The sequence below is a fragment of the Delftia sp. CH05 genome (genome assembly GCF_009827015.1).
GTDB classification, from domain to species: Bacteria; Pseudomonadota; Gammaproteobacteria; order Burkholderiales; family Burkholderiaceae_C; genus Comamonas; species Comamonas tsuruhatensis.
The window spans coordinates 57,439-82,826 of sequence record NZ_WUMG01000014.1 but is presented as its reverse complement, the minus strand read 5'-3'; the positions used below and the strand labels follow the sequence as shown (position 1 = coordinate 82,826).

The 25,388-nt window shown below is 67.5% G+C and carries 25 protein-coding genes and 1 tRNA gene; 16 read left to right on the top strand and 10 right to left on the bottom strand.

The genetic code is table 11. The features are described 5' to 3' along the window. Nucleotides 1-20: 20 nt before the first annotated feature. Together GRX31_RS13720 and ppc are read right to left on the bottom strand one after the other, a co-directional pair. Nucleotides 21-2,129 carry an EAL domain-containing protein gene (locus GRX31_RS13720; RefSeq protein WP_016448937.1) on the bottom strand — a complete coding sequence of 703 codons (2,109 nt, stop codon included), beginning with the start codon at nucleotides 2,127-2,129 and terminating at the stop codon, nucleotides 21-23. A gap of 126 nt (nucleotides 2,130-2,255) precedes the next feature. After that, entirely contained in the window at nucleotides 2,256-5,105 is a 2,850-nt protein-coding gene (gene ppc, locus GRX31_RS13715) for a phosphoenolpyruvate carboxylase (RefSeq protein WP_133072813.1), read from the bottom strand. 112 nt (nucleotides 5,106-5,217) lie between these two features. Between ppc and hemC the strand changes: the two genes are divergently transcribed. From hemC to GRX31_RS13680, 7 genes are all read left to right on the top strand, one after another. Next, a complete protein-coding gene (hemC, locus tag GRX31_RS13710; protein WP_160853170.1) occupies nucleotides 5,218-6,156 on the top strand; it encodes a hydroxymethylbilane synthase in 939 nt (312 codons plus the stop codon). A gap of 13 nt (nucleotides 6,157-6,169) precedes the next feature. Next, nucleotides 6,170-6,979, top strand: a complete 810-nt coding sequence (locus GRX31_RS13705) for a uroporphyrinogen-III synthase (RefSeq protein WP_160853168.1) — start codon at nucleotides 6,170-6,172, stop codon at nucleotides 6,977-6,979. Continuing rightward, nucleotides 6,976-8,118, top strand: a complete 1,143-nt coding sequence (locus GRX31_RS13700) for a uroporphyrinogen-III C-methyltransferase (RefSeq protein ID WP_202396575.1) — start codon at nucleotides 6,976-6,978, stop codon at nucleotides 8,116-8,118. Before GRX31_RS13705 ends, GRX31_RS13700 begins: the two co-directional genes overlap by 4 nt. 19 nt (nucleotides 8,119-8,137) lie before the next feature. Beyond that, a complete protein-coding gene (locus tag GRX31_RS13695; RefSeq protein WP_046986500.1) occupies nucleotides 8,138-9,445 on the top strand; it encodes a heme biosynthesis HemY N-terminal domain-containing protein in 1,308 nt (435 codons plus the stop codon). A gap of 198 nt (nucleotides 9,446-9,643) precedes the next feature. After that, nucleotides 9,644-10,237: a cytochrome b gene (locus tag GRX31_RS13690; protein ID WP_016452500.1), complete on the top strand. Its 594-nt coding sequence runs from the start codon at nucleotides 9,644-9,646 to the stop codon at nucleotides 10,235-10,237. Between the two features lie 92 nt (nucleotides 10,238-10,329). Then, the gene (locus GRX31_RS13685) at nucleotides 10,330-10,902 is read left to right on the top strand and encodes a YceI family protein (protein ID WP_016448944.1); all 573 of its coding nucleotides are present in this window, start codon (nucleotides 10,330-10,332) and stop codon (nucleotides 10,900-10,902) included. A 69-nt stretch (nucleotides 10,903-10,971) separates the two neighbouring features. After that, the gene (locus tag GRX31_RS13680; protein ID WP_016448945.1) at nucleotides 10,972-11,550 is read left to right on the top strand and encodes a YceI family protein; all 579 of its coding nucleotides are present in this window, start codon (nucleotides 10,972-10,974) and stop codon (nucleotides 11,548-11,550) included. Nucleotides 11,551-11,614: 64 nt separating this feature from the next. Here GRX31_RS13680 and pdxR read toward each other — a convergent pair whose 3' ends face one another. After that, nucleotides 11,615-13,120: a MocR-like pyridoxine biosynthesis transcription factor PdxR gene (pdxR, locus tag GRX31_RS13675; RefSeq protein ID WP_160853164.1), complete on the bottom strand. Its 1,506-nt coding sequence runs from the start codon at nucleotides 13,118-13,120 to the stop codon at nucleotides 11,615-11,617. 100 nt (nucleotides 13,121-13,220) lie between these two features. Here pdxR and GRX31_RS13670 point away from each other — a divergent pair, with 100 nt between their 5' ends. Genes GRX31_RS13670 through GRX31_RS13660 form a run of 3 tightly spaced genes read left to right on the top strand, consistent with a single transcriptional unit; the run spans nucleotide 13,221 to nucleotide 14,660 of the window. Continuing rightward, the gene (locus tag GRX31_RS13670) at nucleotides 13,221-13,850 is read left to right on the top strand and encodes an FMN-binding negative transcriptional regulator (RefSeq protein WP_126311792.1); all 630 of its coding nucleotides are present in this window, start codon (nucleotides 13,221-13,223) and stop codon (nucleotides 13,848-13,850) included. Between the two features lie 34 nt (nucleotides 13,851-13,884). After that, nucleotides 13,885-14,232, top strand: a complete 348-nt coding sequence (locus tag GRX31_RS13665) for an antibiotic biosynthesis monooxygenase family protein (RefSeq protein WP_016448948.1) — start codon at nucleotides 13,885-13,887, stop codon at nucleotides 14,230-14,232. Nucleotides 14,233-14,252: 20 nt separating this feature from the next. Then, the gene (locus GRX31_RS13660; RefSeq protein WP_046986497.1) at nucleotides 14,253-14,660 is read left to right on the top strand and encodes a ribosomal maturation YjgA family protein; all 408 of its coding nucleotides are present in this window, start codon (nucleotides 14,253-14,255) and stop codon (nucleotides 14,658-14,660) included. 15 nt (nucleotides 14,661-14,675) lie between these two features. Here GRX31_RS13660 and GRX31_RS13655 read toward each other — a convergent pair whose 3' ends face one another. From GRX31_RS13655 to GRX31_RS13645, 3 genes are read right to left on the bottom strand one after another with little or no spacing between them, the layout of a single operon-like run. Further along, on the bottom strand, nucleotides 14,676-15,005 hold the full coding sequence (locus GRX31_RS13655) for a hypothetical protein (RefSeq protein ID WP_237426677.1): 330 nt from the start codon (nucleotides 15,003-15,005) through the stop codon (nucleotides 14,676-14,678). Nucleotides 15,006-15,048: 43 nt separating this feature from the next. Beyond that, nucleotides 15,049-15,297, bottom strand: coding sequence for a DUF1272 domain-containing protein (locus tag GRX31_RS13650; RefSeq protein WP_012204142.1), 249 nt, complete (start codon nucleotides 15,295-15,297; stop codon nucleotides 15,049-15,051). Between the two features lie 37 nt (nucleotides 15,298-15,334). Continuing rightward, nucleotides 15,335-16,228 carry a cation diffusion facilitator family transporter gene (locus tag GRX31_RS13645; protein WP_016448951.1) on the bottom strand — a complete coding sequence of 298 codons (894 nt, stop codon included), beginning with the start codon at nucleotides 16,226-16,228 and terminating at the stop codon, nucleotides 15,335-15,337. 247 nt (nucleotides 16,229-16,475) lie between these two features. Between GRX31_RS13645 and GRX31_RS13640 the strand changes: the two genes are divergently transcribed. The 3 genes from GRX31_RS13640 (at nucleotide 16,476) to galU (ending at nucleotide 21,063) form a co-directional block, all read left to right on the top strand. Beyond that, a complete protein-coding gene (locus GRX31_RS13640) occupies nucleotides 16,476-17,105 on the top strand; it encodes a VOC family protein (protein ID WP_012204140.1) in 630 nt (209 codons plus the stop codon). 146 nt (nucleotides 17,106-17,251) lie between these two features. Further along, entirely contained in the window at nucleotides 17,252-20,164 is a 2,913-nt protein-coding gene (locus GRX31_RS13635; protein ID WP_160853162.1) for a valine--tRNA ligase, read from the top strand. Between the two features lie 11 nt (nucleotides 20,165-20,175). Continuing rightward, nucleotides 20,176-21,063 (top strand): UTP--glucose-1-phosphate uridylyltransferase GalU, encoded by an 888-nt coding sequence (gene galU, locus GRX31_RS13630; RefSeq protein ID WP_016448953.1) that lies wholly within the window; start codon nucleotides 20,176-20,178, stop codon nucleotides 21,061-21,063. Nucleotides 21,064-21,148: 85 nt separating this feature from the next. Here galU and GRX31_RS13625 read toward each other — a convergent pair whose 3' ends face one another. From GRX31_RS13625 to cysM, 3 genes are all read right to left on the bottom strand, one after another. Beyond that, nucleotides 21,149-21,376, bottom strand: coding sequence for a sulfurtransferase TusA family protein (locus GRX31_RS13625; protein WP_012204137.1), 228 nt, complete (start codon nucleotides 21,374-21,376; stop codon nucleotides 21,149-21,151). A gap of 26 nt (nucleotides 21,377-21,402) precedes the next feature. Beyond that, complete coding sequence (locus GRX31_RS13620; protein ID WP_017407071.1) at nucleotides 21,403-22,005, bottom strand: NUDIX hydrolase; 603 nt, start codon at nucleotides 22,003-22,005, stop codon at nucleotides 21,403-21,405. Between the two features lie 77 nt (nucleotides 22,006-22,082). Next, nucleotides 22,083-22,988 (bottom strand): cysteine synthase CysM, encoded by a 906-nt coding sequence (gene cysM, locus GRX31_RS13615; protein ID WP_017407070.1) that lies wholly within the window; start codon nucleotides 22,986-22,988, stop codon nucleotides 22,083-22,085. Between the two features lie 39 nt (nucleotides 22,989-23,027). Between cysM and GRX31_RS13610 the strand changes: the two genes are divergently transcribed. Then, a tRNA-Leu gene (locus GRX31_RS13610) sits at nucleotides 23,028-23,112 on the top strand. 627 nt (nucleotides 23,113-23,739) lie between these two features. Here GRX31_RS13610 and GRX31_RS13605 read toward each other — a convergent pair. Beyond that, nucleotides 23,740-23,961 carry a hypothetical protein gene (locus tag GRX31_RS13605; RefSeq protein ID WP_016452574.1) on the bottom strand — a complete coding sequence of 74 codons (222 nt, stop codon included), beginning with the start codon at nucleotides 23,959-23,961 and terminating at the stop codon, nucleotides 23,740-23,742. 252 nt (nucleotides 23,962-24,213) lie between these two features. Between GRX31_RS13605 and GRX31_RS13600 the strand changes: the two genes are divergently transcribed. Further along, entirely contained in the window at nucleotides 24,214-24,591 is a 378-nt protein-coding gene (locus tag GRX31_RS13600; protein ID WP_016448957.1) for a CidA/LrgA family protein, read from the top strand. Further along, the gene (locus tag GRX31_RS13595; protein WP_047217793.1) at nucleotides 24,588-25,334 is read left to right on the top strand and encodes an LrgB family protein; all 747 of its coding nucleotides are present in this window, start codon (nucleotides 24,588-24,590) and stop codon (nucleotides 25,332-25,334) included. The genes GRX31_RS13600 and GRX31_RS13595 overlap by 4 nt, the downstream gene beginning before the upstream one ends. Nucleotides 25,335-25,388 lie beyond the last annotated feature (54 nt).

Here is a 25,388-nt window from a genome sequence, read left to right as displayed (position 1 = left end):
AGCGATGCACCAGCACGGATTCAGACCGTCTCGCCGCCTGCCCTGGCGGCGCAGTCGCTGGCGAACTGCGGCAACTGCTCTCCCGGCAGGGCCCGGCTGAAGTACCAGCCCTGCACCAGCAGCTCGCCCTCGAAGCCCAGGGCCTGCAGCTGCGCCTGGGTCTCCACGCCTTCGGCCACCACGTTCAACTGCAGCGCCTCGCAAAAGCGCAGCAGGCCGTCCAGCACCAGCGCGCCCTTGGCATGACCGCTGGCCACGACGAAGCTGCGGTCGATCTTGATGGCATCCACGTCGAACTGGTGCAGGTAGCTCATGGACGAGAAGCCGGTGCCGAAGTCGTCTATGGCCACCTTGGCGCCCAGCGCGTGGATCTGGCCTATGGCCTTGCGGATCGCCTCCACATCGCCCACCAGCGCTTCCTCCGTGATCTCCACGCCCACCTGGCCCCTGGCCTGCGCCAGCAGCATCAGCAGGCGCGAGCAGTACTCGGGCGATGTCAGCGTGGCGCCCGTGACATTGATGCTGATCGGCAGGGAAAAACCGTGCTGGCGCCACAGCCGGCATTGGCGCACGGCAGCGCCCGCCACCCACAGATCGACCTCGCGCATCAGGCCGGCATCACCCAGCCAGCGCAGAAAGCCGCCGGGCTGCTGCAACCTGCCCTGCGAATCGTGGGCGCGCAACAGGGCCTCGCAGCCCAGGCACAAGCCGCTGCGGTGCGAGACCTGGGGCTGGAATTCCAGGTGGAATTCGTACTCGCTGATGCGGCGGATATGGGACAGCATGGTCTCGCGCCGGGCCTGGGTCTCGTGCGCCAGCACCAGCGGATCGCGCGTGACCAGGCCTGCCTCCTCGGGCAGCCGGGAGAACGTGGTGTCCAGCGCGCGCAGCACGATGGCGCCATCGTCCTGGCCCAGCCGGTCGATGGAGCGCACATAAGGCGCATAGACCAGCGCCCCCAACACCGTCAGCGCCAGTTGCAGCACCACGGCGCCCATGTCGCCGCCCGTGCTCACGTAGGCATTGAAGACCACGGGCGCGGTCAGGGGCAGCACCATCGAGGCCGGAGCCACCCAGCCGGCCTGCACCACCGTGACGGCCACGACCAGGTTGATGGCGGGCACCGCCAGAAAAGGCACGAGCAGGCGCAGGTTCAGGATGACCGGCAGGCCGAACAGCAGGATCTCGTTGACGTTGAGCAGGGAGATGGGCAGCGCGGCCAACGCCAGCATGCGCAGGCCGCGCCCCTTGCAAAACAGCAGCACGGCCAGCGCCAGTGACAGCGTGGCCCCCGAGCCGCCGATGAAGACGAAGGACCCCATCAGGCCGCCGTTGAGCGCCCAGGGCGCCACCAGCCCCTTGGCCACGGCGGCGGCGTTGGCCAGCACGGCCTGGTCCAGCACCTGGAAGAAGGGTTGCATGGCGTAGTAGCCCTGCACGCCAAAGAACCAGAGCACGGAATTGAGCAGCGTCAGCGTCAGCCCGCTGCGATAGGGGCTCTCGGGGGTGGCGATGGCCAGCGGCAGTTCGGCCTGGGTGATATCGGGCAGCACCTGCTGCAGGCCCAGTAGCAGCACCACCAGCAGCAGCGCGACGATGGAGCCGGGCACGACCAGGTTCATCACCTCGCGTACGTTCTCGCCCACAAAGCCCGTGCGCGCAATGCGCGTCCAGCGCATGGCGCTGAGCCTGGCCATCAGCGGCACGGTGATCAGGGGCGAGGCTATGGCGATGAACAGCACCAGCGTGGCGGCCGCGCGCGGATGCTCGCGCAGCAGGAAGATGGCCATCTGCACATGGGCAAAGCACAGAAAGGTCACCGGCAGGCGCGGCAGCCTGTGGCGTATGGAGAGCATGTAGCCGATGGAGGCGGCCACCAGCAGCGGCAGGATGCTGCCGATCTGCGCATGCAGGCCCGCAAGAAGCTGCACCACGGGCTCGGGCTGGCCGGACATCTGCGCCAGCGCCGACAGTATGAGAAACAGGGCCGAGACCAGCAGGCATGGGACCAGCCAGAGCAGGCCTTCGCGTATGGCCCGCATGGAGTTGGCACCGGCCAGCCTGGCCAGGCGCTGCGTCAGGAACAGTTGCATGTCCGGGAACCCCGGCCATGGCGTCTTGTTGCCCATAAGCTCCCACCCTTCACTTCCCGGCAGGAGTCATGCGCCCCTGTCCGAAGCACATCCTACACGGCGGCCGGCCGGCGCCCTGCGCATGGCGGCGCGAGGGGCCTCCCGGCCCGCTCGCGCCCTCGATCAGCCGGTATTGCGCACGCCGGCCGCAATGCCATTGATCGACAGGTGGATGCCGGTCTTGATGCGCTCATCGGTCTGGCCGCCGCGCCAGCGGCGCACCAGCTCCACCTGCAGATGGTGCAGCGGATCGATGTAGGGAAAGCGGTGGCGGATGGAGCGCGCCAGCGCCTCGTTGTGGGCCAGGCGCTGCTTGTCGCCCGTGATGCGCGCCAGCGCATCGACGGTGCTGTGCCACTCGGCCTCGATGGCGCTGAAGATGCGGCGGCGCAGGCGTGCGTCCGGCACCAGGTCGGCATAGCGCGAGGCCAGGTTCAGGTCGCTCTTGGCCAGCACCATGTCCATGTTGGACAGCAGGGTGCGGAAGAACGGCCACTGGCGGTACATCTTCTGCAGCAGGGCCAGCTGGGCCTTGCCATCCTTGCCCGGCTGCCCGATGAAGGCCTGCACCGCCGCGCCGAAGCCGTACCAGCCCGGCAGCGTGAGCCGGCACTGGCCCCAGCTGAAGCCCCAGGGAATGGCGCGCAGGTCCTCGATCTTCTGCGAGGGCTTGCGCGAGGCCGGGCGCGATCCGATGTTCAGCTCGGCAATCTCGCGGATGGGTGTGCTGCTGAAGAAGTAGCTGGTGAAGCCGGGAGTCTCGTACACCAGGGCGCGGTAGGCACCCATGCTGGCCTCGGACAGAAACGCCGCCGCGTCCAGGAAGGCGCGCGTGGCCGGCTTGGTCGGCTGCAGCAGCGTGGCCTCCAGCGTGGCGGCCACCAGGGTCTCCAGGTTGCGCCGGCCGATCTCGGGGTTGGCGTACTTGGAGGCGATGACCTCGCCCTGCTCGGTCAGCCGGATCTGGCCGCGCACGGTGCCCGGGGGCTGCGCCAGGATGGCCTGGTAGCTGGGGCCGCCGCCACGGCCCACCGTGCCGCCGCGGCCATGGAACATGCGCAGGCTGATGCCATGGCTGTCGGCCAGATCATCGAACAGCTCGACCAGCGAGATCTCGGCGCGGTACAGCTCCCAGTTGCTGGTGAAGATGCCGCCATCCTTGTTGCTGTCGCTGTAGCCCAGCATGATGTCCTGCTCGCCGCCGCTGCGCTGCACCATGGCCGCCACGCCGGGCAGCTGGAAGTAGCGCCGCATGATGGGCGCGGCGCTGCGCAGGTCGCCGATGGTCTCGAACAGCGGCACGACGATCACGTCGCAGACGGCGCCGTCGTCCAGCGTGCCGCGCAGCAGCCCCGCCTCCTTTTGCAGCAGCAGCACTTCCAGCAGGTCGCTGACCGACTCGGTGTGGCTGATGATGCAGTGGCGTATCGCCTCGGCGCCCAGGGTCGCGCGCAGGCGGCGCGCGGCCTCGAAGATGGCCAGTTCACCGCGCGCATGCTCGGAATAGTCGGCGCCCACCACGCGCAGCGGCCGCGCCTCTTCCAGCAGGCGCACCAGCAGGGCGCACTTGGCGTCTTCCTGCAGGCCCGAATAGTCGGGCTCCAGGCGCGCGGTGGCCAGCAGCTCGGCCACCACCTCCTCATGCTTGTCCGAACTTTGGCGCAGATCCACGGTGGCAAGGTGGAAGCCGAAAACCTGCACGGCGCGCATCAGCGGACGCAGGCGCTGGGGCGCCAGCACCTCGCCATGGTTGCGGCTGAGCGAGTCGTCGATGACGCGCAGGTCGGCCAGGAACTCCTCGGGCGAGGCATAGGCGTTCTGCGGCGCCACGGCATGGCGCGCGGCCTCGCCGCCGGTCAGCACCTTGAGCGTGGCGGCCAGGCGCGCGTAGATGCCGGTGAGCGCGCGGCGGTAGGGTTCGTCGGAGCGGTGCTCGTTGGTGTCGGGCGAGCGCTCTGCCAGCGCCTGCATCTCGGGCGTGACATCGGTCAGGCGCTGGGACAGCGACAGCTCGCCGCCCAGGTAGTGCACCTCGCGCAGATAGTGGCGCAGCGCCACGTCGGCCTGGCGCGACAGCGCCAGCTCCAGGCTCTGGGCCGTGACATTGGGGTTGCCGTCGCGGTCGCCGCCGATCCAGTGGCCCATGCGCAGGAAGCTGTGCACGGGCAGGGTGTTGCCCAGCTCCTGCTCCAGTTGCGCATACAGCTTGGGAATCTCGCGCAAGAAGGTGGCTTCGTAGTAGGACAGCGCGTTTTCGATCTCGTCGGCCACGGTGAGCTTGGAGTAGCGCAGCAGGCGTGTCTGCCACAGCTGGCTGACGCGGGCGCGCAGCTGGGCCTCGTTGCGTTCGAGTTCGCGCGGGGTGAGCGCGTCCTTGGCGCTGTTGTACAGCTGGGCGCGGGCCACGATGTCCTCGCGCGCGGCCAGCAGTTGGGAGATGTCGCGCTCGGCCACCAGGATGCTCTGGCGCTGCACTTCCGTGGGGTGGGCCGTGAGCACGGGTGCCACATAGCTCCTGGCCAGCGTCTGCGCCACGGTACCGGCCGAGATGCCGGCCCAGCGCAGCCGCGCCAGCGCCACTTCGATGCTGCCTTCCTGCGTGTTGCCCGCGCGCTCGTGCACGGCGCGGCGGCGGATGTGGTGGCGGTCCTCGGCCAGGTTGGCCAGATGGCTGAAATAGGTGAAGGCGCGGATCACGCTCACCGTCTGGTCCGTGGTCAGGCCCTTGAGCAGGCGCTTGAGCGCGCGGTCGGCGGTCTCGTCGGCATCGCGACGGAAGGTCACCGACAGCTGGCGCACCTGCTCGATCAGCTCGAAGGCCGCCACGCCTTCCTGCTCGCGGATCACATCGCCCAGAATGCGCCCCAGCAGGCGTATGTCCTCGATCAGCGGCAGGTCCTTGTCCGTCTTGCGGACAGGCTTGTCATCACGCCTGTCATCTCGCGCATTGCTCTTGCGGGGGGCGGTGGCCATCAACGAATCTCCTGGAATCGGTCAGCGTATCGGTTTGCTTGGGCTTCGGTCCTGGTGCCGGGTTTACTGCGGCGCAGCATGCTAGCATCCCGCGCTCCCCCCGAGGCTCCTGATGAATACCAAACCACTGATCCCCCACTCCATCGTGATCGCCACGCGCGAGAGCCAGCTGGCACTGTGGCAGGCCGAGCATGTCCAGGCACTGCTGCGCGCCCGGGGGCATGAAGTGGAATTGCTGGGCATGACCACCAAGGGCGACCAGATCCTGGACCGCACGCTGTCCAAGGTGGGCGGCAAGGGCCTGTTCGTCAAGGAGCTGGAAGCGGCGCTGGAAGAAGGACGCGCCCACATCGCCGTGCACTCGCTCAAGGACGTGCCCATGGAGCTGCCCGAAGGCTTTGTGCTGGCCTGCGTGATGGAACGCGAAGACCCGCGCGACGCTTTTGTCTCCAATCGCTACGCCGCGCTGGCCGAGCTGCCGCAGGGCGCCGTCGTCGGCACATCGAGCCTGCGCCGCCAGGCACTGCTGCAGGCCCTGCGCCCCGACCTGAGGATAGAGCCGCTGCGCGGCAACGTGAACACCCGCCTGCGCAAGCTGGACGAAGGCCACTACGACGCCATCGTGCTGGCCGCTGCCGGCCTGATGCGCCTGGGCCTGGCTGACCGCATCCGCGCCAGGTTCGAGCCCGCCGGCATGCTGCCTGCCGCAGGCCAGGGCGCGCTGGGCATCGAGGTGCGCGCCGACCGCCAGGACCTGATCGACGCCCTGGCCCCGCTGGCCCACCAGACCACCTGGCTGACCGTGACCGCCGAGCGCGCCGTCAGCCGCTGCATGGGCGGCAGCTGCTCCATGCCGCTGGCGGCGCACGGCACCTTCGACGGCCAGCAACTGCGCCTGGACGCAGCCTGGGGAGACCCGGAAGGCCGGCTGCCGCTGGTGCAGGTGCGCGCCGATGCCACCGTCACCGACTTCGCCAGTGCCGACGCACTGGGCCAGCACGTGGCTGCGCTGCTGCAGGCGGCGGGCGCCCAACCGGCCCCCAAGCTCTAGACGGCACGCCCACATGCCACCGCGCATACTCGTCACCCGCCCGGCCCATGACGCAGCCGCGTGGGTGGATGCGCTGCAGGCCCGGGGCCTTCCGGCGCAGGCGCTGGCACTGATGGCCATAGGCCCCTGCCGGGATGCCGCCACGCAACAGGCCCTGCTCGCTGCCCGCAGGTCGCTGCGCGAAGGCCCCGGCTACCGCGCCGTGATGTTCGTCAGCGGCAACGCCGTCCAGCATTTCTTCGGCGCCGACCCCGCACGGCTTCCGGCCTCCACCCGCGCCTGGACGCCCGGCCCCGGCACCGCCCGGGCGCTGCTGGCCCTGGGCATTGCGCCAGCACAGATCGACGGCCCGCCACCGGACGCCGCCCAGTTCGAATCCGAAACGCTATGGCAGCGCGTGCATGACCAGATCCATGCGGGCGACCGCGTGCTCATCGTGCGTGGCGACAGCCACGCAGGAGCGCCCAGGACCGTGCCGGCCACGGCAGGCGCCGGCCGCGATTGGCTGGCCGCCCGACTGCGCGAGGCAGGTGCCCAGGTCGAAATGCTGGCCGTCTACCAGCGCGAGCTGCCGGCCTGGAGCGCGGCACAGACACAGCTGGCACGCCAGGCGGCCGAAGATGGCACGCTGTGGCTGCTCAGCAGCGCCGAATCCGTTGCCAACCTGCAACAGCTCCTGCCGGGCCAATCGTGGCAAAAAGCGCGAGCGCTCGCTACGCACGAGCGAATCGCTGCCCAGGCAAGACACATGGGATTCGGAGATGTCAAGCAATGCCGGCCCGCTCTGGAGGACGTGGTTGCGTCGATAGAATCGTCGCCATGAGTTCCGACGCAGCGCAAGACCGCCCCACCCCGCAGGACCTAACGCCCGCATCCTCCGCAGCAGCCTTCGCAGCCGGCTCCGCCCAAAGCAGCCCCGCTGCAGAACTGCGCGGCGGCTCCTCGGCCCTGGTCTACGGCGTGGGCGCCGTGGCCGTCGCGGCGCTCATTGCCTGCGGCATGCTGTGGCAGCGCCTGGGCAATATCCAGGAACAGCTGGCGCGCCAGTCCGCGCAGTCCGGCTCCCAGTCGGTCGAGGCCCGCACCCTGGCACGCGATGCCCAGGACCTGGCCCGCGATAGCGCGGCGCGCACCTCGGTCATGGAGGCGCGCATTGCCGAGCTGTCTCTGCAGCGCACGCAGCTCGACGAACTCCTGCAAAGCATGTCGCGCTCGCGCGACGACAACCTGGTGGTGGACATCGAATCCTCCATCCGCCTGGCACAGCAGCAGGCCGAGCTGTCCGGCAGCCTGCAGCCGCTGGTGGCCACGCTCAAGAACGCCCGCCAGCGCATTGAACGCGCCGCCCAGCCCCGGCTGGCCCCGGTCATGCGCGCGCTGGACCGCGACCTGGAACGGCTGGCCCGCATGAGCGTGACCGACACCGCCGGCCTGCTCACGCGCATCGAGGACCTGGTGCGCCTGGTCGACGAGATGCCCCTGCTCAACGCCGTGGCCCAGCCACGCGCCAGCCGCCATCGCGGCGTGGCCGGCCAGGCGGCCCGCCAGCCCGAGCCCGCCCCCATCGAGGGCAGCCCCACCGAATGGCGCTGGTGGCAATCCTGGGGCGAGCGCGGCTGGACGGCCGTGCGCGAAGAAGCCCAGGACCTGCTGCGCGTCAGCCGCATAGACCACCCGGACGCCATCCTGCTGGCGCCGGAACAGGCCTATTTCCTGCGCGAGAACCTCAAGCTCAAGCTGCTGAACTCGCGCCTGGCCCTGCTGTCGCGCCAGTGGGATGCGGCGCGGGCCGACCTGGCCGCTTCCGGGATGGCCGTGAACAAGTACTTTGATCCTGCCGCGCGGCGCACCCAGATCGTGCAGGCCCAGCTGCAGCAGATCCAGGCCAATCTGCGCACCACCGAACAGCCTGCGCTGCAGGAAACCCTGGCGGCGCTGGCAACAGCGGCCGCAGGCCGCTGAGCAGCCGGGAGACAGACGAATGCGCGCTGCACTGTGGTTGATCGGTTTGTTCGGCATGGCCGTTGCGGCCGCCTTGTTCGCGGGCTCCAACCAGGGCACGGTGACCCTGTTCTGGGCGCCCTACCGCCTGGACCTGTCACTGAACCTGGCCATTGCCATCATCGTGCTGGCCTTCGTGCTGCTGTATGCCGCGCTGCGCGCGCTGGCCGCGCTGCTGCAGATGCCGCACCAGGCGCGGCGCTGGCGCAGCCAGCAGAAAGAGCGCGCCATGCACCACAGCCTGCTGGAAGCCCTGTCGCACCAGCAGGCCGGCCGCTTCCTGCGCGCACGCAAGTCCGCGCTGGCGGCCCTGGCCATGGAAGAGTCCCTGGCCGAGACCCATGCCGCCGTGCCGCACGGCATGCGGCTGCGCGCCGCCGCCCACATGGTGGCCGCCGATGCCTCCCATGCACTGCAGGACCGCCAGCAGCGCGACCACCATTGGCGTGAGGTCCTGGCCAACGCACCGGCCCAGGGCAACGCCCAGGAGCAGGAAATGCGCGAAGGCGCACAGATGCGCGCCGCGCGCTGGGCCCTGGACGACCGCGACGCATCCGACGCACTGCGCCGCCTGGCCGAACTGCCCCAGGGCGCGGCACGCCGCACGATCGCGCTGCGCATCCGCCTGAAGGCCTCGCGCCTGGCAGGCCAGACATCGACGGCGCTGGACACGGCGCGCCTGCTGGCCAAGCACCGCGCCTTCTCGCCCGCGGCCGCCGCCAGCGTGGTGCGCGGCCTGGTACTGGAGAGCATCAACGAGGCACGCGACACCACGCAGCTGCAGCACTTCTGGCTGTCGCTGGACACGGAAGAGCGCGCCATGCCCGAGATTGCGCTGCCGGCCGCATCGCGCCTCATGGCCCTGGGCGGCGAGGCCGCGCAGGCCCGTGCCTGGCTGCTGCCCGTGTGGGAGCGCCTGCTGTCCCACGCAGGCCCGCGCAGCGAATCCCACCTGCCGCGCCTGGTCCAGGTGCTGGAGCCCTGCCTGGACGGCCTGGACGGCGCCTGGCTGGCTCGCATCGAGGCGGCCAGCAATGCCCATCCACGCGAAGCCCGCCTGCAATACCTGGCCGGCATGGCATGCGTGCAGCGCCAGCTCTGGGGCAAGGCCCAGCAGCTGTTGCTGCGCGCAGCCCCCCACCTGCAGGAAAGCGCACTGCGCACCCGCGCCTGGCAGCGCCTGGCCCTGATGGCCGAGCACCGCGGCGATGCCGATGCAGCGGCTGCCGCCTGGAAGCAGGCAGCGCAGTCCGTGGTCGTGCTGCCTGCCGATCCGACCCGGCCCTGAGCCCTCCGCGCGGCACGGCGAGCCTTCATCTTTTTTGAATCGAGCCGTCAATACCGCTGAACTCTTTTGGATTTGCCGCTTCCTACACTGCACGTTGTCCGCAGTGCACGAAGTCCACGCAGAGCGCACCGCACCCTTTCTTGCCATCCAGGGCCCCTTTGCAGGGGCCCTGAACGGTTCCAAAGCCTGCCGCCATCCATGACAGAGTCCTCAGCCCGCGCCAACGCGCCAGCAAAATCCTCCTCCAAAGCCACGCGCTACAACGGCGTGGCCATGGCTGCCCACTGGCTGCTGGCCCTGGGCCTGATCGCCGCCCTGGCCCTGGGCTGGTACATGACAGGCCTGCCGTTCTCGCCCTCGCGCCTGAAGCTCTACAACTGGCACAAGTGGCTGGGCGTCACGCTGTTGACGCTGAGCCTGCTGCGCCTGGTCTGGCGCATCACCCATCGCCCGCCCGAACTGCCCGCCGCCGTGGCCCGCGCCATGCCCCAATGGCAGCACTGGGCCCACAACGGCACCCACCACGCCATGTACCTGCTGTTCTTTGCCGTGCCCCTGCTGGGCTGGGCCTACAGCTCGGCGGCCGGCTTTCCCATCGTCTTCCTCGGCGTGCTGCCCCTGCCCGACTTCGTGAGCGCAAGCCCCGAGCTGGCGGAGACCCTCAAGCCCCTGCACGGCTGGGCGGCCTGGGCCCTGGTCGCGCTGATCGCCATGCATGTGGGCGCCGCCCTCAAGCACCAGTTCATCGACCGCGACGGCCTCATCTCCCGCATGCTGCCGGGCCGCGCCTGAGTTTTCTCCCCCAGCCAGGGCCTGCGCACCGCGCTGCGCGCGCCCCAGCCATCCCCGATCGAATGTTTCCCGACCCCCAAAGGAGTCCTGCCATGCGCTTTTCCGCCACGCTGACCACCATTGCCCTGGCCGCTGCGGCCCTGACCTCCCAGGCGGCCCTGGCCGAGCAAAAGCTCGTTCCCGCCCAGAGCGCCGTGAACTTCACGGCCAAGCAGATGGGCGTGCCCCTGCAGGGCCACTTCAAGAAATTCGACGCCCAGGTCCAGTTCGACACGGCCAAGCCCGACACCAGCAAGATCCGCTTCACCGTGGACACCGGCAGCGCCACCATGGGCGCCAAGGAAACCGATGCCGAGCTGCCCAAGGCCGATTGGTTCAATGTCGCCAAATTCCCCCAGGCCGTCTTCGACTCCACGGCCGTCAAGGCGCTGGGCGGCGGCAAGTACCAGGTGGACGGCAAGCTCAGCATCAAGGGCCAGGTCCAGAACGTGAGCATTCCCGTGCAACTGGCACAGTCCGGCACCACGACCACGGCCACCGGCACGCTGCCTCTCAAGCGCCTGCAGTTCAAGATCGGCGAAGGCGAATGGGGCGATACCTCCATGGTGGCCGACGAGGTCCAGGTGCAATTCAAGCTGGCCCTGACCGGCGTGGGCAAGCTGTAAGCGGCACTCTTGCCCAGGATTGGCCGTTTTCTTTTCCGTTTCGTGCAACCCCAACCTAGGAGTTCTTTCATGCGCACTTCCGTGTTTGCCCTGGCCATTGCCGGCCTGTTCGCCACCGCTGCCCAGGCGGCTCCCGCAACCTACGCCATCGACCCGACGCACACCTTCGCCACGTTCGAGATCGACCACAACGGTGCCTCGACCAACCGCGTGCGCTTCGACAAGAAGAGCGGCACCGTGGAATTCGACCGTGACGCCAAGGCCGGCAAGGTCGAAGTCGTGCTGGAAATGGACTCGCTGAGCTCGGGCACCGCCGCCTTCGACAAGCACCTCAAGAGCGCCGACATCTTCAACGTGGCCAAGTTCCCCCAGGCCAAGTTCGTCTCCGACAAGTTCGTCTTCGACGGCGACAAGCTCAAGGAAGTCACCGGCCAGCTGACCATCCTGGACAAGACCCAGCCCGTGACCATCAAGGCCAACAAGTTCACCTGCTACCCCAACGCCATGCTGCAAAAGCGCGAGACCTGCGGCGGCGACTTCGAGGCCGTGATCGACCGCACCGCCTTCGGCGTGAACTACGGCGTGGACTACGGCTTCCCCAAGCAAGTGCGCCTGGTGATGTCCATCGAAGCGGTCAAGCAGCAGTAAGACCGCGCTGGGCAAAGCGCCTTTAGGGGCGTCGGCACCCAAGGCCCGTGAACCGGCACCCCGGTCACGGGCTTTTTTGCGTTGCGGACTGGGTCTGCCACTGACTGACCACGCCCGCCAGCCTGCGCACCCCTTGCTCGATGGCCTGAGGCTGCAGGCTCGCATAGCCCAGGACCAGCCCGGCGCAGGACTGGCGGCGATGGGCGTCACCGGCCGCATAGAGCGGCGAGATGGGGCGCACGCCCACGCCGCGCTCTCGCGCCAGACGCACCAGGGCAATTTCATCGCGCTGGTGCACGGCAGGCACCCAGGCCACCACATGCAGGCCCGAGGCCGAACCTTCGACCTGCACCGCGCCCGGCAGATGCCGCTCCAGCGCCTGCAGCAATGCCGCCCGCCGGCCTTCGTTGCGGCGGCGGGCGGCGCGCACATGGCGCTCGTAGCTGCCGTCCTCGATCAGCGCGGCCAGCACCAGCTGGTCCAGGCGCGGCGCATGCCGGTCGGCCAGCCGCCGGGCTTCCCGGAACACGGGCACCAGGGACGGCGGCAGCACCAGGTAGCCCATGCGCATCTGGGGCGACAAGGCCTTGGAGAAAGTGCCGACATGGATGACGCAACCCACCTCGTCAATGGACTGCAGGGCGTCGATGGGACGCAGCCCGTAGCGGAATTCGCCGTCATAGTCGTCCTCCAGAATCCAGGCACCCGTGGCGCGCGCCCAGGCCAGCAGCTGCTGCCTGCGGCCTATGGGCAGCACGCCGCCCAGCGGAAACTGGTGCGATGGCGTGACATAGGCCAGACGCGCCTGGCGCCCGACCAGCGCCGAGGTATCCAGGCCCTGTTCATCGACAGCCATTTCCTGCAGGCATGCGCCCTGGGCCTCGAACACGCGGCGCGCCATCAGGTAGCAGGGCTCTTCCATCAGCACGGTCTCGCCCGGATCGACCAGCACGCGCGCGCACAGGTCGATGGCCTGCTGCGAGCCCTGCACCACCACGATCTGATCGGCCGAACAGACAAGCCCCCGCGCCCTTCGCAGATAGCCTTGCAGCGCCATGCGCAGCGCCGGCTCGCCTTCGGGCGCGTCGTAGGACAGGGAAGACTGGCGCTGCACGATGGCGCGGTTGTAGGCACGCCGCCAGGCCAGCGTGGGAAAGTCATCAAAGGCCAGGGCGCCGTACAGAAAGTCGATCACGGCAGGCCCGTCATCCCCGGCGCGAGCGGGCTGGGCCTGCGCCAGCGCATCCACGCGCCGTCCATAGGAAGACAGGCGGGATCGGCAATCCTGCGCCGCAGCCGCAATGCGGGGCGCGCGGCTGCGCTGCTCCGCGCCAGCTGCCACGCGCGCCCGGGCGCCCTGTGCAGTCTCCAGATAGCCCTCGGCCGCAAGCTGCTCGTAGGCCGCCGTGATGGTGGTGCGCGACACACCCAGGTCCAGCGCCAGCGCGCGGGTGGAAGGCAGGCGTGCGCCCACGGCCAGGCTGCCGTCGGCCATCTGGGATTTCAGCCATTCGTGGATGCGGCGGGCGCTGGGCGCAGCCCCGGTATCGGCGGCGAAATGGGACTTCAACTGGTCTTCCAAAAAATCACGAAACTGGATTTTTCATTGTGCCAGGGATGGTGGATAGTCCTGTTTCCCCCGATGCCGGTCCACCGTTGCACCAAGCTCCATGTACACGCCCGCCCATTTCTCCCTCACCGATTCCGACAGCCTGCACGGCCTGATCCGCAGCTACCCCCTGGGTACGCTCGTTACCCAGGCCAACGGCGTGCTGGACGCCAACCACCTGCCGTTCCTGCTGGATGCGGACCCAGGGGAGATGGGCACGCTGAGCGCCCATGTGGCCCGCGCCAATCCCATCTGGCAGCAGTGCCGCGACGGCGCCGAGGTGCTAGTCGTCTTCCGTGGTGCCGAAGGCTATATCTCGCCCAGCTGGTATCCAAGCAAGCACGAGACGCACCGCCTGGTGCCCACCTGGAACTACGAGGCCGTGCATGTGCACGGGCAAATCAGCATCCATGACGACGAGAGATTCGTGCGCGGCCTGGTCGGCCGGCTCACCCGGGTCCATGAGGCATCGCAGGCCCAGCCCTGGAAGATGTCCGACTCGCCGCGTGAATTCATCGACGGCATGCTGCAGGCCATCGTCGGCCTGCAGATCCGCATCACCCGCCTGGAGGGCAAGGCCAAGCTCAGCCAGAACCGGCAGGCCCTCGACCTGGACGGCGCCATCGGCGCGCTGCGCGAGCGCGGACAGGAGCCGCTGGCCAGCGCCATGGATGCGGCGCCGCGCATCTAGCGCCAGCCACCCTCACACAGGTTGCCACCCACCGATGTACACCTCCACCTTCACCTTCGCGCCGGGCGAATACGACGCGCAGTTCCATGCCCTTGACGGCCGGATCGCCGAGATCGCCCGCGCCATCCCCGGCTACCTGGGCGAAGAGGCCTGGGAGAACCCCGCCACAGGCCTGGTCTCCAACGTCTACTACTGGCAGACCTGGGAGGCGCTGCAAGAGCTGATGCGCCACCCTGCGCATATCGAGGCCAAGCGGCAGCAGGCGCGCTGGCTCAAGGGCTACCAGGTGGTGATCGCCCAGGTGGTGGGCAGCTACGGCGATGGCGGGATAGCGCACCCGCTGGCCACCGCTGCGCAAGGCACTGCGCACCCGGCTCGCTGACCGGACCCGCTTTTGGCCCGATGATGGCGGCCATGCGATGGCGTTTTGATCCTGTTTCCCTGGTGTGGGCGGTGGCCCTGTTTGTCCTGCTCGTGCTGCTGGCCACCGTCGGCGCACGCTGGGGCTGGGTGCGCAGCTTCTTCGGCGACGTGTTGGCCGTGGCCTGGGTCTATGCCGTGTTCAAGACCGTGATCGCCGCGCGCGTGCTGACGCTGGCATCGGCCGCACTGTGCGTGGGCCTGCTGGTGGAGCTGGGCCAGTTCCTGGCATCGACCTTCCAGTTGCACATTCCCAACCGCGCCTTGCGCATCGTGCTGGGCAGCACGGCCGACTGGTGGGATGTGCTGGCCTATGTGATGGGTTTTGCAGCCGTGCTGGTGGTGGAGGCTGCGTTCCGTGGCCGCAGGAGCCCCCTCTTCACGGCATAAACCCGCAGCGGTCCGCTACGGCTCTGGAACAAGCTCCTCGACAACGGATTCGCAGTGGATTTTCAGCCGCCCGTAGTGGGACAGCTGCAAGAACAGATGCTGCGCCATTGCTGACGAAGGCCTCTTCGTATCCCGCTGCAGCACTTCGCAGCGGTCCAGGCAGTCATCCATCTCTGCGGCTGCGTCGCGCTGGACGTCGGCAAAGTACGCCTGCACGGCAGGAAAGTTGACGATCCGTTCAAGGCGGATGGCAACCCTGGCCTGCGGCCTGTCGAACACGGCATAGAGAAAGAAACGCAGTTCCACGCTCCGGGCCGCCACATCCAGGCGCACCTGCTCCAGCAATCCATCGTGGTACGGGTACTGCAATCGATGGCTCCGCGCCCGATCAGGCCCGTACAGCGCAGCCACCGGCCTTGAGCACCCGCTTCGTAGAGGCCGGATACCGCTCCAGCTTGTCCGCCGGCCGGCGCGGCCTGGCCACCAGCTCGCCACCGCAGTTGGGGCAGGCGCCGTGCAGCACATGATCCGCACAGCCGGCACAGAACGTGCACTCGAAGGTGCAGATGCGGGCCTCGGCGGACTCTGGCGGCAGGTCCTTGTCGCAGCATTCGCAGTTGGGTCGAAGCTCAAGCATCGGTGCACTCCGGGTGTGGTCCATGAAGACTGGCATCCTAGTGGATGTGCTCTGCCGGGGAGCGGTCCTCGCGCTCCATCTGCAGCGTCGTATGGTGCAGGTCGAAGCCGGCCTGCAGCCTGTCTTCGATATCGCGACGCACCTGCTCGCCGTCCGCGCCGGGCAGCAGCACCACATGGCCGGTCAGCATGGGCTTGCTCTGCGTGACCGCCCACAGGTGGACATCGTGGATCGCTGCCACGCCCGCCGTGCCCGAAATCGTCTCGCGCACTGCCTGCAGGTTCATCCCCGAGGGCACGCCTTCCAGCAGGATATTGATGCACTCGCGCAGCAGGGTCCAGGTCCGCGGGAACACCATGAAGCCGATGCCCACGGCCACCGCCGAGTCGATCCACCGCCAGCCCGTCAGCCAGATCAGCGCGGCACCGGCGAGCACGCCGATCGAGCCCAGCATGTCAGCCCACACCTCCAGGTACGCGCCCTTCACGTTCAGGCTCTCGTCCTTGCCGCCCGACAGCAGGCGCATGGAGATCAGATTGATCACCAGGCCCGCGGCCGCCACCGCCATCATGCCCAGGGACTGGATTTCCGCAGGTGCCGACAGGCGGCGATATGCCTCATACAGGATGTAGAAGGCCACGCCCAGCAGCACCAGCGCATTGACGGCGGCGGCCAGGATCTCGAAGCGCGCATAGCCGTAGGTGCGCAGCAGGTCGGCTGCCTTGCGGCCGGCGCGTATGGCCACCAGGGCCAGCAGCAGCGCCATCGCATCGGTCAGCATGTGCATGGCGTCGGAGATCAGGGCCAGGCTGCCCGTGACCATGCCGCCGATGATTTCCACCACCATGAAGGTGCCGGTCAATCCGAAGGCAAACCAGAGACGGGATTCCGGCAGGGCGCGCACGTCGCCGTGCTGATGGCTGTCGCTCATGAGGTTCCTTGACTTGAAAACGGTTGTGAACAGAGGGCCGCCGCATCCATGGCGACCATGGCAAGCGGGGGGATCGGACCTCGATGAGAAAGCGTGAAGTGACTTGAAGGTCAAGTGCTGGCGGCAACTCGGCACCGCAGGTGGCCCGGACACCGCAGCGCGCATATCCCTGCATCCATCGCAACATTTCATTTAGGTAAATTGATTACGAATAGTAGAATCAAGACATCCACCAAGGAGACATTCGATGAACACAAGCGCCCGTCCCGACCTGTCCACACTGCCACCGCCCGCCGCCGTGCAGCAGCTGCACCACTACGCCTACAAGGCCCGCGATGCCGAGGAGACCCGCCACTTCTACGAGGACATCCTGGGCCTGCCGCTCTACCACATCATCCAGAGCGACTACGTGCCCAGCACGGGCGAGTACTGCCCCTACACGCACTTCTTCTTCCGCCTGAAGGATGGTTCGTTCATCGCCTTCTTCGACATCGGCGACGACGAAAAGGCCCTGCCCTCGCCCAACACGCCGCTGTGGATCAACCACATCGCCTTCCGCGTGGACACCGTCGAGGAACTGGAGAACACCAAGGCCCGCCTGGTGGCGCATGGCATCGAGGTGCTGGGCGTTACCGACCACCACATCTTCAAGAGCATCTATTTCTTCGATCCCAACGGCATCCGCCTGGAGCTGTCGGCCCAGCTGGCCGACGAAGTGCAGATGGCGCGCGAAAGCACCACCGCCCACGCCCGCCTGAACGAGTGGACGGCACGCAAGGAGCAATGGCGCAAGGAACGCGCCGAAGGCAAGGCCGCCCAGCCGCTCAAGCCCCAGAGCAACGACCGGCCCGAGTTCGTCCCCGACGCAGCGGCCTGAATAAGACCCGGCGAACAGGCAGGCGGACGGGGTCGGTAGAATCCCCGTCAAACCGTCATCCATTTCGCATATGCAGACGGCATCCCTTCAACGGATGCCGTTTTCATTTGCCAAACGCCATTCGCACAATTCCCCGCAAGCAAGCCATGAGCGACACCATTGCCCAGCCAGGCCTCGACAGCCTGTCCAAATCGTTTGAACCCGCAGCCATCGAGGCCCAATGGGGCCCCGAATGGGAAAAGCGCGGCTACGGCGCAGCCGGCGTGCGCGGCACGGGCCAGGCAGATGCATCCCAGCCCTCGTTCTCCATCCAGCTGCCACCGCCCAATGTGACGGGCACGCTGCACATGGGCCATGCGTTCAACCAGACCATCATGGACAGCCTCACGCGCTACCACCGCATGAAGGGCCACAACACGGTCTGGGTGCCCGGCACCGACCACGCGGGCATCGCCACCCAGATCGTGGTGGAGCGCCAGCTGCAGGAGCAGGGCATTGCCAGCCGCCACGACATGGGCGCGACGCCTCCCGAGGCGCGCAAGAACTTCGTGAGCAAGGTCTGGGAATGGAAGAACCAGAGCGGCAACACCATTACCGGCCAGATGCGCCGCATGGGCGACAGCGTGGACTGGAGCCGCGAGTACTTCACCATGGACGACAAGCTGTCGTCCATCGTCAACGAGACCTTCGTGCGCCTGTACCAGCAGGGCCTGATCTACCGTGGCAAGCGCCTGGTGAACTGGGACCCCAAGCTGATGTCCGCCGTCTCCGACCTCGAGGTCGAGAACGAGGAAAAGGACGGCTCGCTGTGGCACATCGCCTATCCGCTGGCCGACGGCTCGGGCCAGCTCGTGGTGGCCACCACGCGCCCGGAAACCATGCTGGGCGACGCAGCCCTGATGGTGCACCCCGAGGACGAGCGCTACCAGGCGCTGATCGGCAAGACCGTGATCCTGCCCCTGGTGGGCCGCGAGATCCCCATCATTGCCGACGACTACGTGGACCGCGAGTTCGGCACGGGCGTGGTCAAGGTCACGCCCGCGCATGACAACAACGACTACGCCGTGGGCCAGCGCCACGGCCTGCCGATGATCTGCGTGCTGACGCTGACGGCCACCATCAACGACGAGGCGCCCGAGAAGTACCGCGGCATGGACCGCTTCGTGGCGCGCAAGGCCATCGTGGCCGACCTGGACGCGGCCGGCCTGCTGGTCGAGACCAAGAAGCACAAGCTCATGGTGCCCATCTGCACGCGCACGGGCCAGGTGATCGAGCCCATGCTGACCGACCAGTGGTTCGTGGCCATGAACAAGGTGGGCGAAGGCGATGCCACCGGCAAGTCCATCGCACAGAAGGCCATCGATGCCGTCTCCAGCGGCCAGGTGCAGTTCGTGCCCGAGAACTGGGTCAACACCTACAACCAGTGGATGAACAACATCCAGGACTGGTGCATCTCGCGCCAGCTGTGGTGGGGCCACCAGATTCCCGCCTGGTACGACGAGGACGGCAAGGTCTACGTGGCCTGCACCGAGGAAGAAGCCCAGGCCCAGGCCCCCGGCAAGACGCTCACGCGCGACGAGGACGTGCTGGACACCTGGTACTCCTCGGCCCTGGTGCCGTTCTCCACCATGGGCTGGCCGAACCAGACCGAGGCGGCCGACGATGACTACAACCTCTACCTGCCCAGCTCGGTACTGGTCACGGGCTACGACATCATCTTCTTCTGGGTCGCCCGGATGATCATGATGACCACGCACTTCACGGGCCGCGTGCCCTTCCGCCATGTCTACATGCATGGCCTGGTGCGTGACGCCCAGGGCAAGAAGATGAGCAAGTCCGAGGGCAACGTGCTCGACCCCGTGGACCTGATCGACGGCATCGACCTGGACACCCTGCTGGACAAGCGCACCCAGGGCCTGCGCCGCCCCGAGACCGCCCCCCAGGTGCGCAAGAACACGCAAAAGGAATTCCCCGAGGGCATTCCCGCCTACGGCGCCGATGCGCTGCGCTTCACCTTCGCGGCCCTGGCCTCGCTGGGCCGCTCCATCAACTTCGACAGCAAGCGCTGCGAGGGCTACCGCAACTTCTGCAACAAGCTGTGGAACGCCAGCCGCTTCGTGCTGATGAACTGCGAAGGCCATGACTGCGGCCTGCTGCCCCACACCAAGGAGCAATGCCAGGCCGGCGGCGAGTTCGCGGGCTACATGCAGTTCAGCCAGCCCGACCGCTGGATCACCTCGCAGCTGCAGAAGGTCGAGGCCGAAGTGGCCAAGGGCTTTGCCGAATTCCGCCTGGACAACGTGGCCAACGCGCTGTACGACTTCGTCTGGAACGAGTTCTGCGACTGGTACCTGGAAATCGCCAAGGTGCAGATCCAGACCGGCAGCGAGGCCCAGCAGCGCGCCACGCGCCGCACGCTGATCCGCACGCTGGAGGCCATCCTGCGCCTGGCCCACCCCATCATCCCGTTCGTGACCGAAGCCCTGTGGCAGAAGGTCGCCCCGGTCGCCGGCCTGCCCGGCGAGTCCGTGGCCGTGGCCCGCTACCCCGAGGCCCAGCCCGAGAAGATCGACGAAGCCGCCATCGCCTACGTGGGCCGCATCAAGCAGATGATCGACGCCTGCCGCACGCTGCGCGGCGAGATGGGCGTGTCGCCCGCACAGCGCCTGCCGCTGCTGGCCGTGGCCAGCTCGGACGACGAGGCGCAGTTCCTGCGCACCAACGCCGCCGTGCTTCAGAACCTGGCCAAGCTCAGCGAAGTCAAGGTGTTCGACGACGAAGCCGCCTGGGCCGAGGCCGCCCAGGCCGCGCCCGTCTGCGTGGTGGGCGAGGCGCGCCTGGCGCTGTTCGTGGAGATCGACGTGGCGGCCGAAAAGGCCCGCCTGTCCAAGGAAGCCGCACGCCTGGAAGGCGAAATCACCAAGGCCAATGCCAAGCTGGGCAACGAGGCCTTCGTGGCCAAGGCGCCCCCGGCTGTCATCGACCAGGAAAAGAAGCGCGTGGCCGACTTCGGCGCAACGCTGATCCGCATCCAGGAACAACTCGCCCGCCTGGGTTGAAAGATCCGTTTATGAGCACCCAGACCCGTGTCCGCAAAGCCGTGTTTCCCGTTGCCGGGCTCGGCACGCGCTTTCTGCCCGCCACCAAGGCCTCTCCCAAGGAGATGCTGCCCGTGGTGGACAAGCCGCTGATCCAGTACGCAGTGGAAGAGGCCTACGAGGCCGGCATCCGCGACATGATCTTCGTCACCGGCCGCAGCAAGCGCGCCATCGAGGACCATTTCGACACCGCCTACGAGCTGGAAAACGAACTGGAGAACGCCGGCAAGCAGGCCATGCTGGAGCTGGTGCGCAGCATCAGCCCCGCCGACATGAACTGCCTGTTCGTGCGCCAGCCGCGCTCCCTGGGCCTGGGCCACGCCGTGCTGTGCGCCGAGCCGCTGGTGGGCAACGAGCCCTTTGCCGTGCTGCTGGCCGACGACCTGATGGTGGGCGAGTCCGGCGGCCCGGGCGTGATGGCCCAGATGACCTCGGCTTTCCAGAAACAGGGCCGCTCCCTGCTGGCCGTGCAGGAAGTGCCGCTGGAGCAGACCAAGCGCTACGGCATCGTGGCCGGCGAGCCGGCCGGCGGCGCGCTGATGCGCATCGAGAAGATCGTGGAAAAGCCCGCGCCCGAGAAGGCGCCTTCGCGCATGGGCGTGGCCGGCCGCTATGTGCTGACACCGGCCATCTTCGAGGAGATCCGCAACCAGCCCAAGGGCGTGGGCGGCGAGATCCAGCTGACCGACGCCATCGAACGCCTGATGGCCCATGAAGCCGTCTACGCCTTCCAGTACCAGGGCAAGCGCTACGACTGCGGCAGCAAGGAAGGCTTTTTGCAGGCCACGGTGGAGCTGGCGCTGCAGCATGAGGATGTGGGCGCGAGCTTCCGCGAATACCTGCAGGGCCTGAGCATCTGAGGCCGGGCCCCAGGGCCGCCCCTGCCCCATGCAAAAGGCCTGCAAAAGCAGGCCTTTTTCTTTGGAGCGAGCCGCGTGCAGCCGCTCAGCGCCGGCGCAGGATGTGGATGAACTCCGCGCCCACGGTCTGCTGCTCCACCAGTTCATTGCCGGTCTGCTTGGCGAAGGCCTGGAAGTCGCGCAGCGATCCGGTATCCGTGGCCACCACCTTGAGCAGCTGGCCGCTGTCCAGTTCGGCCAGCGCCTTCTTGGCCTTGAGAATGGGCAGCGGGCAGTTGAGCCCGCGCGTGTCGATTTCCTTGTGAATTTCCATCGGATGCACCTCTTGAGCCTGGGATTCTAGGCGGCATCGCGGCTGAGGCCGGCAGCAGTGTCTTGATCGGCGCGACTCGCTTCAGCCTCCTGGGCCTGCTCGGCACGCTTCCAGAAGTCACGGATCACAGGATCATGCCCCCGGCTGCGCAGCCACTTGGCCAGCGCCATGCCGGTGCCCGAAGGCCAGGCCTGGACTTTCTCGGGCTCCAGCAGGCGGTATTCCAGCAGCTCGGGCGACAGCCGCACCTGGCCGCTGGCGCGCACATGGAAGGCGATGATCACCTGGTTCATGCGCAGGAACTCATGCACGCTGATCAGCTCCAGCGACTCGGCCTTCAGGCCGGTTTCCTCCTCCACCTCGCGCGCCACGCCCTCCTCGGGCGACTCGCCGGCCTCCATGAAGCCCGTGATCAGGCCGAAGACCTTCTCGGGCCAGGCCGCATTGCGCGCCAGCAGCACCTTGCCGTCCAGCTCCACGATGGCGGCCAGCACCGGCGTGGGATTGTTCCAGTGCGTCCAGCCGCACTCGGGGCAGCGCAGGCGCGATACATCGCCGCCGTCCTCGGCCTGGATCACCCACTGCAGGGGGGTGGCGCAGTGCGTGCAATAGCGGGTTTCATAGTGCATGGGGCTGTTCCTGGTTTTTTGCTGTCCTGGCTCTATGCAAACAGGAAGGCCCGCCGGAAGGCGGGCCTGTCGCTGCGTCAGGCGGGGAAGACGCCCGTGGACAGATAGCGGTCGCCGCGGTCGCAGACCACGAAGACGATGGTGGCGTTGTTCTCGCGCTCGGCAATCTGCTGGGCCACCCAGCAGGCGCCCGCCGCCGAGATGCCGGCAAAGATGCCTTCCTCGCGCGCCAGGCGGCGCGCCATGTCCTCGGCATCGTCCTGGCCCACGAGCACGGTCTCGTCGATCAGCGAGGCGTCGTAGATCTTGGGCATGTATTCCTCGGGCCACTTGCGGATGCCAGGGATGCGCGAGCCCTCGGCCGGCTGGGCGCCCACGATGCGGATGGCAGGGTTCTTTTCCTTGAGGAACTTCGCCACGCCGGTGATCGTGCCCGTGGTGCCCATGGCGCTCACGAAATGCGTGATCTCGCCGCCGGTCTGCTCCCACAGCTCGGGGCCCGTGGTCTCGTAGTGGATGCGCGGATTGTCGGGGTTGCCGAACTGGTCGAGCACCACGCCCTTGCCCTGGGCCACCATCTGGTCGGCCAGGTCGCGCGCGTATTCCATGCCGCCGCTCTTGGGCGTGAGGATCAGCTCGGCGCCATAGGCCTTCATCGTCTGGGCACGCTCGATGGACAGGTCCTCGGGCATGATCAGCACCATCCGGTAGCCCTTGATCGTGGCGGCCATGGCCAGCGCAATGCCGGTATTGCCCGAGGTCGCCTCGATCAGCGTGTCGCCGGGCTTGATGTCGCCGCGCTCTTCGGCGCGGCGGATCATCGACAGGGCCGGCCTGTCCTTGACCGAACCGGCCGGGTTGTTGCCTTCCAGCTTGCCCAGCACCACGTTGCCACGTTCCTGGCGAGACTGCGCACCGATGCGCTGCAATGCCACCAGGGGCGTGCGGCCGATGGCGTCTTCGATGGTCGGATAAATTTTCATAGCCTCACACTGTGCCATAATTCGCCCCTGCGCTAAGTAGCCCGGGTGGTGAAATTGGTAGACGCAGGGGACTCAAAATCCCCCGCCGCAAGGCGTGCCGGTTCGATTCCGGCCCCGGGCACCAGAGATTACGTAGCCGAAAAAGCAGTCCGCTGCTTTTTCGGCTATTTCTTTTCCGGCCGCTGTCTTCACAGTGTCCGCACACCCCTCCTTCCTGCACCAGCCCTTTTCAGCGGCTGCACTGCAATTCAAGGCCTCCAGCCTGACCAGATCCTGCGTCCTCATGCCTTGGGCGGGATAGCCCCTGCGCGCTTTCACCCGCACACCACCCAACCTGTGTACAACTTTGGCATCAAGCCACCGCCAAGGCGGAAACGGACTGCAATCAGGCCCGCCTCGAATCGCCCCCACCGCGGCCTGCCCCCTAGCCTTGCCCAGTGCGCGAAATCCGGCACCTTCCCTCTGAAAACCGGTATCTGCACCATCGCCATGCAGCCAATTTCCGGCGCGGGCACCAGCCCGGTGCGCCCGCTGCAAAAGCCTGGTGATGCCCATGAAAAAAGCCACCCTGGGGTGGCTTTATTTCTCCACAGAACCCTTGAACAACCCTGTGGATATTCAGTGAACAGCAAGTGAACGAGGCGTCCAAGTGCTTGCATTCACTGGCCGCAAGCTAGGCTGCCTGCAAATCAGGCAGCCCCTGAATCCAAGGGAAAACCCTTGAAACCGGGGTCACCTGCCGCGCCGCGCCTCAGGCATCGGAGCGGCGGATCTGGGCGCGGCCCGCCGCCGTGATGTGCCATTGATGGCTGCTGTCCACTTCGACCAGTCCACGCTCGCGCAGCCTCTTGGACAGATGCTCGCGCGCCGCGCTTTCCAGCGACACGGGCTCGCCCATTTCCAGCTTCTTGAGCACTTCGAGTTCATCCACCGTCGGCTCGTACACGGGTGCGTGATATGTGGTTTCGGCCATCGCTACTCCTTCGCTATTCAAAGTCTCATGCCCCGGCACTGCCCAAGGCATGGGTCCCAACATAGCGTTGGCCGGGACGCCGCGCAATCGGTGTCCGCACCTTTTTTCGCGATGTGGGCGATGATGGCACGCTTTGCGGCGGCGTCCCACAGGTGCCGGGGCACTGCCCTGTCCGGGAAACGGGCAGCCCGCTCTCTTGCCGCCGCCCTCTGCTCTCCGCTCTTGCCATCTGCTCCAGGGATTCAGGTTTTCATGTTGTACGCCATCACCGCCTTGTTCGCCTTCCAGTTGCTGGGAGAGGCCATCGTCCAGCTCACGGGGCTGCCGCTTCCGGGAGCGCTCGTGGGCACGCTGCTGCTGCTGGCGGCGCTGCTGCTGCACGGCCGCCTGCCCGAGTCGCTGGAGAAGGCCGCCGGCGTGCTGCTGCAGAACATGATGCTGCTGTTCATTCCCGTCATTGCAGGCGTGATGCTGGAGTTCGACCGGCTGTCGCGCGAATGGCAGCCCTTCGTGATCGCCTGCGTGGCGGGTGCAGCCATTACCTTCCTGGCCACGGCCTTCACCTTCCGCTGGTGCCTGGAGCGCCAGCGCGCCCGCGAGGCGGCCGCCAGCCAGGGAGACAAGGCATGAGCGCGCTCACCACCCACTGGCACAGCGCCTGGCAGTCGCTGTCCGGCAATGCCTCCACCGCCCACCTGCCCTGGCTGGTGCTGACCATGGCCGTCTACCTGGCGGCCATGGCGCTGTACCGCAGAAGCGGCAACCATCCGCTCCTGATTCCCGTCTTCACGGCCGTGGTCGTCATCGTGGGCGTGCTGCTGGCCACGGGCACCTCCTATGCCAGCTACCGCAGCGGCGTCTCGCTGCTGGGGCTGCTGATCGGCCCGGCCACCGTCGCGCTGGCAATTCCGCTGTACGCCCAGCGCGAGCGCATACGCGCGCTGTGGCTGCCCATCAGCGTGGCGCTGGCCGTGGGCTGCGTGGTGGCGTTGCTGTCGGCACTGCTGATCGGCTGGAGCCTGGGAGCGACGGTGCAGACGCTGGTGGCGCTGGCGCCCAAGTCGGCCACCATTCCCATCGCCCTGCCCATGGCCGAGCGCTTTGGCGGGCCGGCCTCGCTGGCGGCCGTGGCCGTGGCCATCACCGGCATTGCAGGCACGATGATGGCGCCGCTGCTGATCCGCCTGGTGCGCAGCGATGACCCGGCCGTGCAGGGTTTTGCCCTGGGTCTTACGGCCCACGCCATCGGCACGGCACGCGCGCTGCAGGTGAATCCGACCATGGGCGCCTTCTCGGCCCTGGCCATGGGCCTGAACGGCGTGGCCACGGCCGTGGTCATGCCGCTGTGCCTGGCCGTGCTGCCCTGGTTTTGAGCGCGATTGCGGGTTTTCCCCAGAGACACCCCCACAAGCCTGTGGACAAGCGCC